Annotated in this window: 17 protein-coding genes and 1 other annotated feature; of the genes, 7 read left to right on the forward strand and 10 right to left on the reverse strand. The window is 49.5% G+C overall.

What is annotated here, in order from left to right:
• Window positions 1–6: 6 nt before the first annotated feature.
• The 4 genes from ACSVDI_RS11610 (at window position 7) to recG (ending at window position 5125) form a co-directional block, all read left to right on the forward strand.
• Window positions 7–774 (forward strand): TIGR00282 family metallophosphoesterase, encoded by a 768-nt coding sequence (locus tag ACSVDI_RS11610; RefSeq protein ID WP_457943095.1) that lies wholly within the window; start codon window positions 7–9, stop codon window positions 772–774.
• Between the two features lie 125 nt (window positions 775–899).
• Window positions 900–1160, forward strand: a complete 261-nt coding sequence (locus tag ACSVDI_RS11615; protein ID WP_457943097.1) for a stage V sporulation protein S — start codon at window positions 900–902, stop codon at window positions 1158–1160.
• A 208-nt stretch (window positions 1161–1368) separates the two neighbouring features.
• Entirely contained in the window at window positions 1369–3030 is a 1662-nt protein-coding gene (locus ACSVDI_RS11620) for a DAK2 domain-containing protein (RefSeq protein WP_457943098.1), read from the forward strand.
• A gap of 61 nt (window positions 3031–3091) precedes the next feature.
• Window positions 3092–5125 (forward strand): ATP-dependent DNA helicase RecG, encoded by a 2034-nt coding sequence (gene recG, locus ACSVDI_RS11625; RefSeq protein ID WP_457943099.1) that lies wholly within the window; start codon window positions 3092–3094, stop codon window positions 5123–5125.
• Window positions 5126–5294: 169 nt separating this feature from the next.
• Here the strand turns inward: recG and ACSVDI_RS11630 are convergent, their stop codons facing one another.
• Window positions 5295–5984, reverse strand: coding sequence for a metallophosphoesterase family protein (locus tag ACSVDI_RS11630; protein ID WP_457943100.1), 690 nt, complete (start codon window positions 5982–5984; stop codon window positions 5295–5297).
• 247 nt (window positions 5985–6231) lie between these two features.
• Between ACSVDI_RS11630 and ACSVDI_RS11635 the strand changes: the two genes are divergently transcribed.
• From ACSVDI_RS11635 to ACSVDI_RS11645, 3 genes are all read left to right on the forward strand, one after another.
• A complete protein-coding gene (locus tag ACSVDI_RS11635; protein WP_457943102.1) occupies window positions 6232–7587 on the forward strand; it encodes a D-alanyl-D-alanine carboxypeptidase family protein in 1356 nt (451 codons plus the stop codon).
• A 144-nt stretch (window positions 7588–7731) separates the two neighbouring features.
• Window positions 7732–8427, forward strand: a complete 696-nt coding sequence (locus ACSVDI_RS11640) for a TrmB family transcriptional regulator (RefSeq protein WP_457943104.1) — start codon at window positions 7732–7734, stop codon at window positions 8425–8427.
• Window positions 8428–9696, forward strand: coding sequence for a diaminopimelate decarboxylase family protein (locus tag ACSVDI_RS11645; RefSeq protein WP_457943105.1), 1269 nt, complete (start codon window positions 8428–8430; stop codon window positions 9694–9696).
• Window positions 9697–9831: 135 nt separating this feature from the next.
• On the opposite strand, the gene mscL is transcribed toward ACSVDI_RS11645, so the two are convergent.
• From mscL to ACSVDI_RS11690, 9 genes are all read right to left on the reverse strand, one after another.
• Window positions 9832–10272: a large-conductance mechanosensitive channel protein MscL gene (mscL, locus tag ACSVDI_RS11650; protein ID WP_457943107.1), complete on the reverse strand. Its 441-nt coding sequence runs from the start codon at window positions 10270–10272 to the stop codon at window positions 9832–9834.
• A gap of 136 nt (window positions 10273–10408) precedes the next feature.
• On the reverse strand, window positions 10409–10786 hold the full coding sequence (gene rplL, locus ACSVDI_RS11655; RefSeq protein WP_457943109.1) for a 50S ribosomal protein L7/L12: 378 nt from the start codon (window positions 10784–10786) through the stop codon (window positions 10409–10411).
• Window positions 10787–10835: 49 nt separating this feature from the next.
• A complete protein-coding gene (rplJ, locus tag ACSVDI_RS11660) occupies window positions 10836–11372 on the reverse strand; it encodes a 50S ribosomal protein L10 (RefSeq protein ID WP_457943110.1) in 537 nt (178 codons plus the stop codon).
• Between the two features lie 31 nt (window positions 11373–11403).
• Window positions 11404–11543: a sequence feature (ribosomal protein L10 leader region), on the reverse strand.
• Window positions 11544–11571: 28 nt separating this feature from the next.
• Window positions 11572–12273, reverse strand: a complete 702-nt coding sequence (gene rplA, locus ACSVDI_RS11665; protein ID WP_457943111.1) for a 50S ribosomal protein L1 — start codon at window positions 12271–12273, stop codon at window positions 11572–11574.
• 61 nt (window positions 12274–12334) lie between these two features.
• Window positions 12335–12760 carry a 50S ribosomal protein L11 gene (gene rplK / locus ACSVDI_RS11670; RefSeq protein WP_457943112.1) on the reverse strand — a complete coding sequence of 142 codons (426 nt, stop codon included), beginning with the start codon at window positions 12758–12760 and terminating at the stop codon, window positions 12335–12337.
• Window positions 12761–12884: 124 nt separating this feature from the next.
• Window positions 12885–13406, reverse strand: coding sequence for a transcription termination/antitermination protein NusG (gene nusG / locus ACSVDI_RS11675; protein ID WP_457943114.1), 522 nt, complete (start codon window positions 13404–13406; stop codon window positions 12885–12887).
• A 19-nt stretch (window positions 13407–13425) separates the two neighbouring features.
• Window positions 13426–13662, reverse strand: a complete 237-nt coding sequence (gene secE / locus ACSVDI_RS11680) for a preprotein translocase subunit SecE (RefSeq protein ID WP_457943115.1) — start codon at window positions 13660–13662, stop codon at window positions 13426–13428.
• Window positions 13663–13682: 20 nt separating this feature from the next.
• Window positions 13683–13832, reverse strand: coding sequence for a 50S ribosomal protein L33 (gene rpmG / locus ACSVDI_RS11685; protein WP_038323165.1), 150 nt, complete (start codon window positions 13830–13832; stop codon window positions 13683–13685).
• Between the two features lie 326 nt (window positions 13833–14158).
• Complete coding sequence (locus ACSVDI_RS11690) at window positions 14159–14950, reverse strand: DUF7674 family protein (RefSeq protein WP_457943117.1); 792 nt, start codon at window positions 14948–14950, stop codon at window positions 14159–14161.
• Window positions 14951–15161: the final 211 nt, after the last annotated feature.

Here is a 15161-nt window from a genome sequence, read left to right on the forward strand (position 1 = left end):
ATTTCTTTGAACATTCTAGCCATTGGGGATGTAGTCGGCAGCATTGGCTGCCGCTTTTTGCGGGACCACCTCCCGCAGTTTAAAAAGGCTAAGGGAGTAGATTTGGTCATTGCCAATGGGGAAAACTCGGCAGACGGCAACGGCATTACCCCGGTTTCCGCACAGTATCTGTTTGACAGCGGCGTAGATGTTATTACAACCGGAAACCACAGCTTCCGCCGCCGGGAAAGCTACGACCTGTACGATTCTTGCGACACGCTGCTCCGCCCGGCGAACTTTCCCCCTGCCGCGCCTGGAAAAGGGGTTTGCATTGTTGATATGGGCCGGATTCAGGTCGGGGTCATCAACCTGATGGGTGTTGTTTACATGGATAGTTTAGACTCGCCGTTTGACAAAGCAGACCGCCTGCTGACCGAAGGATTGCCGAAAATCACACTGGTGGATTTTCACGCAGAGGCAACCGGTGAAAAGCGCTCCTTTGCCTATTATATGGATGGAAGAGTTTCCGCGGTATTCGGCACGCACACCCACGTACAAACCGCCGACGAATGCATTCTTCCGAACGGAACGGCGTACCTTTCCGACCTTGGAATGACCGGTCCCATTCATTCCGTGCTCGGTGTAAAACCGGAGTTGGTCATTCAGAAGATGCGCACCAAAATGCCGGTGCGGTTCGACTTGGCGGACGGTCCCTGCGAAATGGATGGCATTTTGCTGCATGTTGACGAAAAAACAGGAAAAGCAGTATCTGTGGAACGTTTTCAGATTCGTTAAATTAAAATCAGGTAGTTTTTACAAATTTATTTTTACATTATATTGTTTTTTAGCAAATAATACTTGCAAATTTTTCAAATTAGATTTATGATGATATTATTAACCTGTGGTCTGGAGGATAGCCTATGGAAATATTAAAAGTATCATCAAAATCAGCGCCTAACTCCGTAGCCGGTGCAATCGCAGGAGTCATCCGTGAAACAGGTATGGTTGAATTGCAGGCTGTCGGTGCAGGAGCCGCCAATCAGGCTATTAAGGCCGTCGCGATTGCCAGAGGATATCTGGCCCCCGCCGGCACGGATATTGTCTGCATTCCGGCTTTTGCCAGCGTGACCATTGACGGGGAAGAACGTACCGCCATTAAGCTGATTGTAGAGCCAAGGTAAACACACCAAAGAGCCAGCGAAAAATCCTCACTTTTGTGGGGATTTTTTGTTTTATCTGCCCGATTTCATGTGCCGCCCACGGAATTAAACATTGAATCTACTCCTGTATTATGCTATAATGATGAAATGAAAATTACTAGAATCCCCAAAGTGATATACTGAGTAATCTGTTTGATTCGAAGAATGCTAAATTAGGGAGTGCTGTAAAGTGATAAACGGAACAGACCTGAGAAATGCGATTATATCAGGCGCGAATAATATTTTAAAGCATAAAACATCGGTTAACGAGTTGAATATCTTCCCTGTGCCGGACGGCGACACGGGTACCAATATGTCCATGACCATCAGTGCGGCTTCCACCGAGCTTGCAAAGGCAGAGGGCGGCAAGGCCGGAGACGTGGCCCATACGGCGGCCAGCGCCATGCTGCGCGGCGCACGCGGTAATTCGGGCGTTATTCTTTCTCTGCTGTTCCGCGGCTTTTCCAAAGGAGTGGAAGGCCTGGATGAAATTGCCGGAACCGAATTGGTAGAAGCGCTTTCCCTGGGTGTGGAAGCCGCCTATAAAGCGGTTATGAAACCAACGGAGGGAACCATCCTTACCGTAGCCCGGGTGGCCTGTGAAAAGGGCAAAGCGGCAGCTGCTGTAAACGACGACGTGGTTTATGTGTGGAGTGCTGTGTGCGACGGCGCCAAAGAAGCTCTCGCCCATACACCCGAACTGCTTCCCGTCCTGAAAAAGGCTGGTGTAGTGGATGCAGGCGGCCAGGGGCTTTGCTATATTTTTGAAGGCATGTTGAGCGTTCTGCGCGATAACACCATTATTGTAAACGAAGTGGAGACAGACTCCAAACCGTCGGACGATGACTTTTTCCGGAATGCGGCAGCAGAGTTCGATCAGGTCATTCACTTCACCTATTGCACAGAATTTATTGTGGGCCGCAACCACGAATGCCAAAAGGACCCCGCCGAACTGCGTGCTTACCTGCAGACCATCGGCGACTCGTTGGTACTGGTTGACGATGATGAAATCATTAAGGTACACGTCCACACAGAAGAGCCTGGAAACGCACTGCAGGCCGGCCTTGCCTACGGCCAGCTGCTTACCGTAAAGATTGAAAACATGAAGGAACAGCACCGCAAGGCGGCGGAGGAAAACGAAAAAAGCAAAGCAAAGGCCAAAGCCCCTTTAGCTCCCGCTGATCCTGTGGAAGAAGTCGGATTTGTCGCCGTAGCCACCGGAGAAGGATTGAAAACCCTGTTCGCCGACCTGGGCTGCGCACAGGTCGTCAGCGGCGGTCAGACCATGAATCCGAGCACCGAAGACATTTTGGAAGCAATTAAAGCAACCCCGGCAAAAACCGTTCTGGTTTTGCCGAATAATAAAAACATCATTATGGCCGCGGAGCAAACGATTCCTCTGGTAACAGACCGTAAGGTCATCGTACTGCCGACCCGCACCATTCCCCAGGGCCTTTCCGCCATGCTGGCATATGACCCGGACGCCGTGGTGGAGGTCAACACCGTTAACATGATGAACGCCGCTTCGGGCGTATCCACCGGTACCGTTACCTTTGCCGCCCGCGATTCCGAATTTGGCGGCCATAAAATCAAGCAGGGCGATATTCTTGGCCTGAACAACGGCAAGATGGATTTCATTGACAAGGATATTGTGCGTACCTGCACCCGCTTGACCCGCTCCATGGTCAACCGCAACACTTCGTTCATTACCATTATTTACGGTTCGGATGTAACGGAGGCACAGGCCAATGAAGCGTATGAACGAATCAAGAGCAAAGTGAACAGCAACATTGAAGTCACGCTCGTAAACGGCGGCCAGCCGGTGTATTACTTTATTATTTCCGTCGAATAAACACAACGTGTAAAGATTCTGTTTTGGCCGCCATGCCGAAAGGAACAGGCGGGGAATTCCTATGAGTTCATTATTTCACCAGAATATTCGAAATTTAAAAGGCGTCGGTGATCGGCGCGCAAAGCTGTTTGACAAGCTTGGCGTGCCTACCATCGGCGCTTTACTGCGTTTCTATCCGCGTGCTTACGAGGATTTGAGCCATCCCTGCTCCATTCAGGAGGCCCCTTTGGGCACCCCTTGTGCCATTCGCGCTGTGGTGCTGCGTCCGGTCCGGGAAACCCGTATCCGCGGCGGCATGACGCTTTATAAAACGGTGGTTTCCGACGGGGCGCGCGACATGGAACTCACCTTCTTTAATAATCCCTATGTAGGAAATCTTCTAAAAGAAGGCGAGGCTTACCTGTTTTATGGCAAGGTAACCGCAAACTTTCTCAAGCGGCAGATGACTTCACCGGAATTTTTTCCGGCCGAAAGCTGCCTGCCCATCCGCCCGATTTATCCGCAGACGCAAGGCCTGTCCAGCAAATTGATTGAAAACGCCGTGAAAAGCGCGTTTACGCTTCTGCCGGATGTTCTGAATGACCCGATTCCAAACGAAATCCGCATGCGCTATTCCCTGAGCCATCTTCGCTTCGCATTGGAAAACATTCATTTCCCAAAGGATATGGAAAGCTTGGAGCTGGCCCGCCGCCGTTTGATTTTTGAGGAACTTTTAGTGCTTCAGCTTGGGCTGTTCCGCATGAAGGGCCGTTCCCGGGAAGCCAGCCGCCTGAAGCTGACCAACGACTATTCGCAGGAATTTTTCGGTCTTCTCCCCTTTGTTCCCACCGGCGCCCAGCGCCGCGCAATACAGGAGGCCATGGCGGACATGCTCAGCGGAAAAACCATGAACCGACTGGTACAGGGCGATGTTGGCTCCGGAAAAACGGCAGTCGCCGCGGCACTTTGTTACTCCGTCATTAAGAACGGGATGCAGGCAGCCCTGATGGCGCCGACCGAAATTCTGGCGCATCAGCATTATGATACACTGACCGGCCTGCTAAAGCACACGGGCACCCGCGTGGCCCTGCTGACCGGTTCCCTCTCCGCAGCGAAAAAGAAAGAGGTGCTGACCGGTCTGGCTTCCGGGGAAATACAGCTTGCCGTTGGCACACATGCCCTGTTTTCCGGTGACGTAGTATTTTCCAATCTTGGTCTGGTCATTACGGACGAACAGCACCGGTTCGGCGTGGCACAGCGAGCCGCGCTCAGCGCAAAAGGCGACCATCCACACCTTCTGGTCATGAGCGCAACGCCCATTCCCCGCACGTTGGCGCTGGTAATTTACGGCGATCTGGATATTTCTGTGCTGGACGAGCTTCCGCCGGGCAGGCAGCCCATCGCCACCTACGCAATCACCAGTGACAAGCGCCGCCGGGCGTTCCGCTTTCTGCGCAATCACATTGAAGAAGGGCGGCAGTGTTACATTATCTGCCCCATGATTGAGGAGGGACAGAACGATCTGGCAAGCGTTACCCAATACGCAGAACGGTTGAAAAACGAGTGGCTCCCTGGCTGCCGCATCGGTATTCTGCATGGCCGCATGAAGCCGAAAGAAAAAGAATCGGTCATGGCGGACTTCGCAGCCGGTAAGCTTTCTGTTCTGGTTTCCACCACGGTGGTAGAGGTTGGTGTCGACGTGCCGAACGCCGTTGTGATGATGATTGAAAATGCAGAGCGTTACGGCCTTTCCCAGCTTCACCAGCTACGCGGGCGGGTTGGGCGCGGGGCCTACCGCTCCACCTGCATTTTGGTTTCCGATGCGCAGAATGAAGAAACAGCTGCACGCCTGAAAATCATGTGCGAAACAAACGACGGCTTTAAAATAGCGGACGAGGATCTGCGCCTGCGCGGGCCTGGCGACTTTTTCGGGCACCGGCAGCATGGCCTCCCCGAGCTGAAAATCGCGGACATGCTGAACAACACCAGCGTGCTGAAAGAAGCACAGGCCGTCGCGACAGAGCTGCTCCATCAAGACCCGGAGCTTGCGCTCCCGGAACATCACGGACTGCGTGCAGAGGTAAACCAGCTGTTTCAAGCCATGGTCGTTTCCTGATGTTCCTGCGCTTTTCGAGAAAGCGTGGGAAGATAATTAACCCAACAACATTTCGCTGGAATTTTCGCAGCCCAGAACAACCGTCCGGCGCTGAAAGCGGCAAAGCCTTAAAAAATACCGCCGCACCGGAGTTAAACCCCCGGTGCGGCGGCTGAACGATTCAAGCGATTTAGCGAAAGCGCCTTTGCTGCGGCGCTTCCATTGGAATAACGTCATTGAAAACGGCAATGTTTTTCGAGGTTATTTTGCGGTCGAAATGTACGGAACCGAAAAACCACCGCCGAAACTCCACCTGTTTAGCAAGCTGCTCAAAATATGCGTCCAGCTGGTTGGCATTTTCCCTTTGGCCGCCCGCGCTGTATGTAATTTTCGGCGGCGGCTCGTGCGTTACAATATAATCCACTTTCATATCGGCATTACGAAGGTTGAGAACTCCTTCCTTCATTTCCTCTACACTTGGCATTTCCTGTTCCCACCATTTACCGACTTCCATACGCATCAGCTTTTCCGGGCTTTCCCCGCCGCCAAACGTGAAAATCGTTTTTCCCTCCAAGGTAAAGATTTGGCCGCGCATCAGGTGGTAAACATTTTCGTTTATACACTGCACCTTTCCGCCGTTCCATTCGGTTACCGGATAGCGTTCGAGCAGGTCAAAGTTTTCATGCGTTCCGTCCACAAATAAAATCCGGTACTTTTTACGGTTCAGTTTTTTCAAAGCTTTCTCTTCTTTTTCACCGCCATCCCAAATAAAACCGAAATCTCCGCAGACGATCAGCGTATCACCTTTTTTTAGTTTTTTCATCGCCGAAGAATCGAAACGGCTCATTTCCCCGTGAAGATCACCGGTAATGTAGATCACTGAAATTCCTCCATTATCTTACAAATTGTTTACAATTATAAACTTCCCTTTATCTTTTGGTAAAATACTGATATACTGAAAAGGTACACCGTCATTTTACCGGTTGTCAGCCTTTTCCAGGCCTGGGGCACACCGCATAAAGCCCCGTTTTTGGAAGGAAAATGCCATGCAAATTTACATCACAATCCCTTCCCATGCAGTATATCTCTTACTGTTTCTATAATATCACACTGGAGGCAAAAGTTCCATGAAAAAAAAGCTCACCGCCCTGTTCAGTTTGTTTCTGACGGTTTTCGTTTTCACCTCTTCTGTCGCGGCAAATGCAGCGACCTTTAATATCGATTTTTCGACCTATTCCGCGGCGATTGAACTGGTGAATCTGGACACAAACACCGTTGTGTACCAAAAGAACGCGGATATGCGCCGGGAGCCTGCTTCCACAACAAAAATTATGACTTTTATTGTGGCAAGCGAACATATTAAGGACTTGGAAGGAACAAAAATTACTGTTACAAAAAGCGTTGTGGACAAACTGCTCGGCACCGGAAGCTCCCTTTCCGGCATTAAGGAAGGCGACGTGCTGACCGCTTTGCAGCTTTTAAACTGTATGCTGGTTCCAAGCGGTAACGATGCTGCGCTGGTTCTTGCTGACTATGTCGGCGGCGGAAACGTGGATGCCTTCGTTGATATGATGAATGCCAAGGCGAAGGAACTTGGCTGTACAGGTACCCATTTTGCCAATCCGCACGGTCTGCACGACGATAACCATTACACAACGGCGCACGATTTGTATTTGATGACCAAATACGCCATGAGCCTTCCGCATTTCACGGAAATTACCTCCCAGACCATCTACACCTACAAGCCGGTCGGCGGGCCAAGAGCGGGCAAGCCGCTGACCCTTTCCACAACAAACTATCTCATCAACAAAAACCTGCTAGGCGGAAAATACTATTATCAGTACGCGCGCGGGATTAAAACCGGCCACACGGATGAGTCCGGGTACTGCCTGGTTTCCTCCGCAACGGCGGAGGGTTACAGCTATCTCTGCGTGGCGCTCGGCGCGCCGGACGTGGACTCCAAAGGCAAACCTATTTCTACCCGTGGAGAAATGATTGACACGGCGGCGCTGTACCGATGGGCGTTTCGAAATTTGGAACTGAAGCAGATCGTAAAAACACAGGATTCTTTGGGAGAAATCAAGGTTAATTACGCCTGGAACAAAGATAAAGTACTTCTTGTCGCAGAAAAGAATTACTCTGCCATGCTGCCCATCAACGTATCGGCCAGCAGTGTGGTGATTACAAAACATATACCGGAAAGCATCAATGCTCCGATCAAGAAGGGTCAGGTTATCGGCACTGCAACGCTCAGTTATGCCAACCAGCAACTTACCACGATTAACCTGGTGGCCTCCGAAAGCGTGGAGCGCAGCGAAGTCCTTCATACTACGGACACCATTAAGCAGATTCTGACCTCCACCTGGTTTTTGGTCATAGCGGGAATTATTGTGTTGCTTCTCATCATTTATATTATCCTTGCACTGATTTACAACCGCAAAAAGAAAAAACTGCGCCGGGTAAAAAAATATAGAAGAATGTAATGCAATGCTCCGCCTTTTTAAGGCGGAGCATTTTCGATATGCGCATAAAATACTACCCAGCAAATCGCAGGACAGAGGATTGACAAAAGTGTCGAAATCATATATAGTATTCCTATAAAGGAACACTTTTGAGGTGGAAAACGAATGGATACCGTAGAGTTGCTGACGCATTTTGGACTGACAAAACAGGAAGCGACCATTTACCGCACCCTGCTGTGCGAAGGCTGCCTTACCGGATACGAGGCCGCAAAGCTGACCTGTATTTCCCGTTCCAACGCCTACACCGCGCTCGCCGGTCTGGTTGAAAAAGGGGCTGCGAACCTGATTGAGGGCACGGCAACCCGCTATGTTGCCGTACCGCCTGAGGAGTTCTGCAACAATAAAATCGAAGAGTTAAAGGACTATAAACAGCAGCTTCTCAGCAGCACACCGGCGCAGAATAAGGAACCGGACGGGTATATTACCATTTCCGGAGAAAAACATATTCTGCGAAAAATGAAAAACATGCTGTCGCAGGCATCCGCACGCGTATATCTGTCCGTATCCATGGAGATTGCGGAGCTGGTTCTTCCGGAACTGCACAGCGCGATAAAACGCGGGCTGAAAGTCGTTGTAATTTCCAATCATCCGTTTGAACTGGAAGGCGCCATTGTATATCACGCGGAAAAAACACAAAAGCAGATTCGCCTGATTGCGGATTCCTCCTGTGTGTTAACCGGAGATATCGACCATGGGGAAAATTCCACCTGCCTTTATTCCCAGAAGAAAAACCTAGTGGATTTGTTCAAAGAATCCCTAAAAAATGAAATAGAACTCATCGAACTGAAAGGGGAGAAATAAATGAAAAAGCCGTTTGTTACACTGGAACAGCTTCAGGAAATTGTAAAAAAATATCCGACCCCGTTTCATCTTTATGATGAAGCCGGCATTCGGAAAAATGCGCGGCGTCTGAACAAGGCGTTCGCATGGAACAAAGGATTTCACGAATATTTTGCGGTTAAAGCAACGCCGAATCCTTTTATCATGCAGATTTTGAAAGAGGAAGGCTGTGGTGTGGACTGTTCTTCCCTAACGGAGCTGATGCTTTCCGAAGCAGTTGGCTACCGGGGACACGACATCATGTTTTCCTCCAACGTAACGCCCACGGAAGACTTTCAGCTGGCATACCGTTTAGGTGCAATCATTAATCTGGACGATATCACGCACATCGATATTCTAAAGAAAGCAGCCGGAATTCCGGAGACCATTTGCTGCCGCTATAACCCCGGCGGCGTTTTTCACATCAGCAATGACATTATGGATACGCCTGGAGAAGCAAAATACGGCTTTACCCGACCGCAGCTCACGGAAGGATTCCGAAAGCTGCAGTCGCTCGGTGCAAAACATTTTGGCCTGCACGCGTTTTTAGCCAGCAATACAACCGGAAGCGAGTACTACCCCGCCCTGGCGCGGATTTTGTTCCAGACGGCGGTGGAACTGAACCAGGAAACCGGAGCGCACATTGCGTTTATTAATTTGTCCGGCGGCGTAGGCATTCCCTATCGCCCCGAACAGCAGCCTGCCGATATTGAAAAAATCGGGGATGAGGTCCGGAAGGCCTACGAGGAGATTCTAGTTCCAGCTGGCATGGGGGATGTTGCCATCTACACGGAATTGGGGCGTTTTATGCTTGCGCCTTACGGCTGCCTTGTTGCGACCGCAACCCGCGAAAAACACATTTACAAGGAATACATTGGCCTGGATGCCTGTGCCGCGAACCTGATGCGCCCGGCCATGTACGGCGCCTATCACCACATTACGGTGATGGGAAAAGAAAACGAGCCCTGTGACCACAAGTACGACATTACGGGCGGCCTGTGCGAAAACAATGACAAATTCGCCATTGACCGTATGCTGCCGAAAATTGACATAGGAGACCTCATTGTGATCCACGACACCGGGGCGCACGGCCATTCCATGGGATACAATTACAACGGAAAGCTGCGTTCCGCCGAAATACTGCTGAAAGAAGACGGCAGCACCCAGTTAATCCGCCGCGCGGAAACGCCGCAGGATTACTTTGCAACGCTGGACTTCACCGGATTGTTTCCAGAAACAAAGAAGGACTAATCACTGTGTTTGCTTTTGAATTGAGATAAAAAATGCCTGCGGGCCGTTGATTCGGCTCGCAGGCATTTTTTGGTTCAGCACATATTTTATATGATCCATATTGGAACAGTTCTATGGTTCTGGAAACGTCGCTTTTCAACTCTCCTTTTCGCTTTTCTGGGCCTGTTCCTTCAGCAAATCGCGAATTTCCGTCAGAAGCACCTCGGTATGGTTCGGCTCTGCCGGGCTCTCTTCCTTCTTTTCTTCCTCTTGCACATGGAACTTCCCACGTACTTTGTTCATAGCTTTAATCATAAGGAAAACAGAAAACGCTATTACCAAAAAATTGATAATAGCCTGTAAAAACGCACCATAGGACAAGACAATATCCGCGGAACCTAAAATTCCAGGAATCGTAAACTTCAGGTCTGAAATATTAATACGCCCCAGCAGCAGGCTGAGAAGCGGGGTAATGATATCCTTTACCAGGGAAGAAACAATCGCATTGAACGCGCTGCCAATGATGACACCAACTGCTAAATCGACCACATTCCCTTTCATGGCAAAACTCTTGAATTCCTGTAAAAACTTACTCATTTTAGAATTCTCCTTTTTAAGCAATGTATTACGGTTCAGCTCCCATTCCTGTTCGCGATGTGTAACCCGGAAAAAATAGATAAAGAAAATCCCTGCCGCAAATATACGGCAGGGATTGACTTTGCAAAAAAGTAAATTACTTTACTTCGACTTCTGCGCCAGCCTCGGTCAGCTTTGCTTTGATTGCTTCTGCGTCTTCCTTGGAAGCGCCCTCTTTCACTGCCTTCGGAGCACCGTCAACGACTTCCTTAGCTTCCTTCAGGCCAAGACCGGTGATTTCACGAACAACCTTGATAACCTGAATCTTGTTAGCGCCAACAGCCTTAAGGATAACGTCGAACTCGGTCTTCTCTTCAGCCGGAGCAGCAGCAGCGGCAGCCGGAGCAGCAGCGACAGCAACCGGAGCAGCAGCGGAAACGCCGAATTCATCTTCAAGAGCCTTTACGAGCTCGGAGAGCTCAAGAACGGTCAGGGACTTTACGTCTTCAATGAGTTTTGTTACTTTATCAGACATTGTTAGTTACCTCCAAAATAATTTATCATTTTAAAATTGTTGTACAGCCTTAAGCGTTGGCTGCCTGCTTTTCGGCGATTGCATTCAAAGCAACCACCAGACCCTTCAGGGTACCATTCAGAACGGTGACGAAACCGGTAATCGGAGCATTCAAGCCACCCAAAGCTTTGGCCACCAAAACTTCCTTCGGCGGCAGAGAAGCAAGTTCCTTAACGCCTTTGGCGTCAAGCACGTTACCGTCAACAAATCCGGCCTTAATCTCAAAAGTTTTGCTGTTTTCAGCATACTTGGAAAGAATTTTTGCACCGGAAACATAGTCGTCTTTGCTGAACGCAATAGCGGTCGTACCCTCCAGAACGGAGTCAAGACCTTCAATTCCGGCATCGTTCAAAGCACGGCGAAGAAGCGTATTCTTCACAACCATGTATTCGTCGCCGGCTTCACGAAGTTCCTTACGGAGCTTTGTATCATCGGCAACCGTAATGCCCTTATAATTCACCAAAACGCCGACACAGGCGCTTTTCAAGCATTCGGACAAAGCGGCAACTTTCTGTTTCTTTTCCTCTAAAATTTTTTCACTTGGCAAATCGATTCACCTCCATACGCAGGATGCGCGATTCCTAATAAGAAAAGCCCTTCCCACAACCGCAGGAAGGGCATAAATACATAATTATGCATTCAGCTCTTATCCTCGGCAGGCTGGGAAAACCCATTAAGCAAACGCGCCTGCTGTCTTTGAATAAAGAACAGCAATGAAATTATATTATCACAGATTCAAACAGCTGTCAAGCACCGAGGCCAACCTTGTTCGGGTTGATGCGCACGCCGGGGCCCATGGTAGAAGCGACTACGCAGCTCTTAATATACTGGCCTTTGGAAGAAGCCGGCTTTGCCTTGACAATAGCGCCAAGAAGAGCGTCGAAGTTTTGCTCCAGCTTTTCTTTGCCAAAAGAAATCTTGCCGATGGTGCAGTGAATAATGTTGGTTTTATCCAAACGATATTCAATCTTACCGGCTTTTGCTTCTGCAATTGCCTTCCCGATTTCACGGGTAACGGTACCGGCCTTCGGGTTCGGCATCAGGCCGCGGGGGCCTAAAATCTTACCAAGACGGCCAACCAGACCCATCATGTCGGGGGTGGTGATCAGGATATCAAAGTCCATCCAGTTTTCGCTCTGGATTTTCTGAATCATATCTTCTGCGCCGACAAATTCAGCCCCGGCAGCTTCCGCTTCCTTGGCTGCGTCGCCCTTGCAGATGGCAAGAACGCGAACATTTTTACCGGTGCCGTTCGGCAGAACGATTGCGCCGCGAACCTGCTGATCCGCGTGGCGGCTGTCAACGCCGAGCTTTACGTGAACTTCAACGGTTTCATCAAACTTTGATTTGCCGGTCTTGACACAAATATCAAGCGCTTCGTCCACATCATAAAGCTTTGCGCGGTCAATCAGCTTTGCGCTGTCAATATATTTTTTACCGTGTTTCATTGGTTTTCCTCCCTATTGAGTGGTAAAATCGGATTTAAGAAAGTTCCTCCCACCCGGGTGATCAATCGACGACTTCAATGCCCATGCTGCGTGCCGTACCGGCAATCATGCTCATGGCGGACTCAACAGAAGCCGCATTCAAGTCGGGCATCTTTGTCTCAGCAATCTTACGAACCTGATCGCGGGTAATTTTGGCGACCTTTTTCTTGTTCGGTTCACCGGAAGCTGTTTCAATCCCGCAAGCCTTCTTAATCAGAACGGCAGCCGGCGGGGTCTTTGTAACAAAAGTAAAGGAACGGTCCGCATAGACCGTGATCACGACAGGAATCACCAGACCCACGTCGTTCTTTGTGCGTTCATTGAATTCCTTCGTAAACGCCATAATGTTGACACCGTGCTGACCGAGTGCCGGTCCTACAGGCGGCGCCGGGGTTGCTTTGCCAGCAGGTATTTGGAGCTTAATTAAGCCCGTAACCTTTTGAGCCATTTACTTGCACCTCCAAAATTCGTGGTGGATGGCGGAGCGGACGAAAAGATTTATCCGTTCCTCCCACAGGGGCAATGCCCCTCATAATAAGCGGTTTCCCGCAAATTACCGATCGTTTGATCAATTACTCCATTGCTTCAGCCTGATCCAGCTCAAGCTCAACCGGAGTTTCGCGCCCAAACATAGAAACTGTAACGCGGACGCGGTTTTTGTCGATGTCCACTTCCTCCACAGTACCGACGAAGCCTTCCAGCGGACCGTCGATAATATGGACGGAGTCACCGACACCATAAGAGACCTCCACCTTTTTCTGTTCGACGCCCAATTTCGCCACTTCTTCGTCGGTGAGCGGAATCGGTTTGGACGACGGGCCAACAAAGCCCGTGCAGCCACGGATATTCCGGACCACATACCAGGATTCATCGGTAAGGATCATCTTCACCAGAACATATCCAGGGAAAATCTTCCGTTCCACGTCGCGCCGCTTGTTATCCTTAATTTCGGTAACCGTTTCGGTCGGGACGCGAACCTCCTGAATCAAATCATGGAGCTGGCGGTTTTCCACCGTTTTTTCAAGATTGGAGGCAACCTTGTTTTCATACCCGGAATAGGTATGAACAACGTACCATCTTGCGTCTTCAGACATAGTGAATTCCTCCGCTTACCTACTTCGCAATATTCATAACCAGCCCAAGCAGATTCATGAGTAATGTATCCAGCCCAAAGATGAATAATCCTATTACGATAATAGTTACCAGGACAACGCCCGTGTTTTTAAACACCGCCTGGGGTGTAGGCCATACTATCTTGTGAATTTCGTTCTTTACATCGCGTAAGAATTTAGAAACGTTTTTGCCCGTTCTGGAAAAAAAGTTCTCTTTCTTTGCGGTTGTATCTGCCATGACCTGTCCCTCCGTCCGGATTACTTTGTTTCTCTGTGAAGAGTATGTTTCTTACAGAATCTGCAGTACTTGTTCATTTCAAGTCTGTCCGGATCATTTTTTTTGTTCTTCATGGTGTTGTAGTTGCGCTGCTTGCATTCTGTGCAGGCTAATGTGATTTTCACTCTCATGACGGCACCTCCCGTTATACGGAAAAATATTTAGGTCTGTTTAAGACCTCAGCCTCCCTCTTAAAAGAGCGCAAAAAAATAGCCCCCTTTATGAGGTGTAACAATCATAACACAATACATGGAAGCTTGTCAAGGGCTATAACCAATTTCTCAGCTTTTTTCCAGAAAAAGGGAGCGCTAAGGCTACGGCAAAACGTCTTCAGCCCTTTGCGGCAGCCCGCGGTGTGTTTTAATCTGAACAAAAAAACAACCACAGGGCCGAGCGAAAATCCCTTCCCGGCCCTGCGGCTTTACAATTTACAAACTGAGAAAAGAATCCGCGGTTTTCAGCGGTTTAACGTATTCAGGTTTTCGGCCACAAAACGTTTTTGCTTTTTCTTCTTTTCCGGTCTGATTTTTTTGCCCTTCAGCTTCAGTGCGGAAACGTGGCTTTTCTTCAGGTCGTCGCTGAGCATCGGTTTCAGATTTTCCAGCGCAGCGTCGCTCAGGCCGTTCAACAGAACAATGGTGATAATGGAGCGCACGTCCATGTCGCCCACATTATACTGGTCGTTCAAAAGGTCGCCGCAGCGCTTAATCGCGTCCTGCTGAGAGCGGTTGGAGCAGAGCGAATCCAACCGGGGAAGCAGGCTGGCCCGGGCAAAGGTGACTGCGCGCAGCTTGCCGTAGGTGATCTTTTCCTGGTTGATTTCGTCGCGCAGTTCGGGGAAAATACCCACAAAGCGGTTGAAAAAGAACGGCGGGTCAACATTATAATCGTCATCCTTTTTCCTTCTCTTTTTACTTTTCATTTCGGCCACACGTTTCGGCCCCTGGATGGTTTCCACAAAATCGTTCGCAATGCTTTCCGCATCGGAAAGGACGTTTTCGTCCGGATCAAACAGCCAAATGGAAGCAGACTTCCACTTTCCGTCGGGCTTGCCGTCGTCTGCGTCGCAGGAACGCAGCTCAAAGCGTTTCTTTCCTGTATTGTACAACACGCTGTATGCCGAATTTTCACTGGTAAACAGGGCGGCATGCCCTTCCTTTTCCTCGACGGAACCGGCGGAAGTATAGCCCTGCGCGCTCAGCGCCTCCCCAACCTTGCTGACAATCAGGTCAAAAGCCTTTTGCTCCAAAAATAATCACTCCATATTTCATCTGTTCCGAAGGGAACATGTTCCGAGGGAACCAAGTCCGTTGAACATCATTCTGTTAAATTTATTATAGGGTTGCATGATATCTGTATATTATTCAGAAAATAATTATACAACATAAACGTCCTTTTGTCACCATACTATTTAATAAATTTTAGCCGCAAAGATTGCGCCGAATGTAGTGTTGTGATAT

The sequence above is a fragment of the Caproiciproducens sp. LBM24188 genome, from assembly GCF_054130445.1.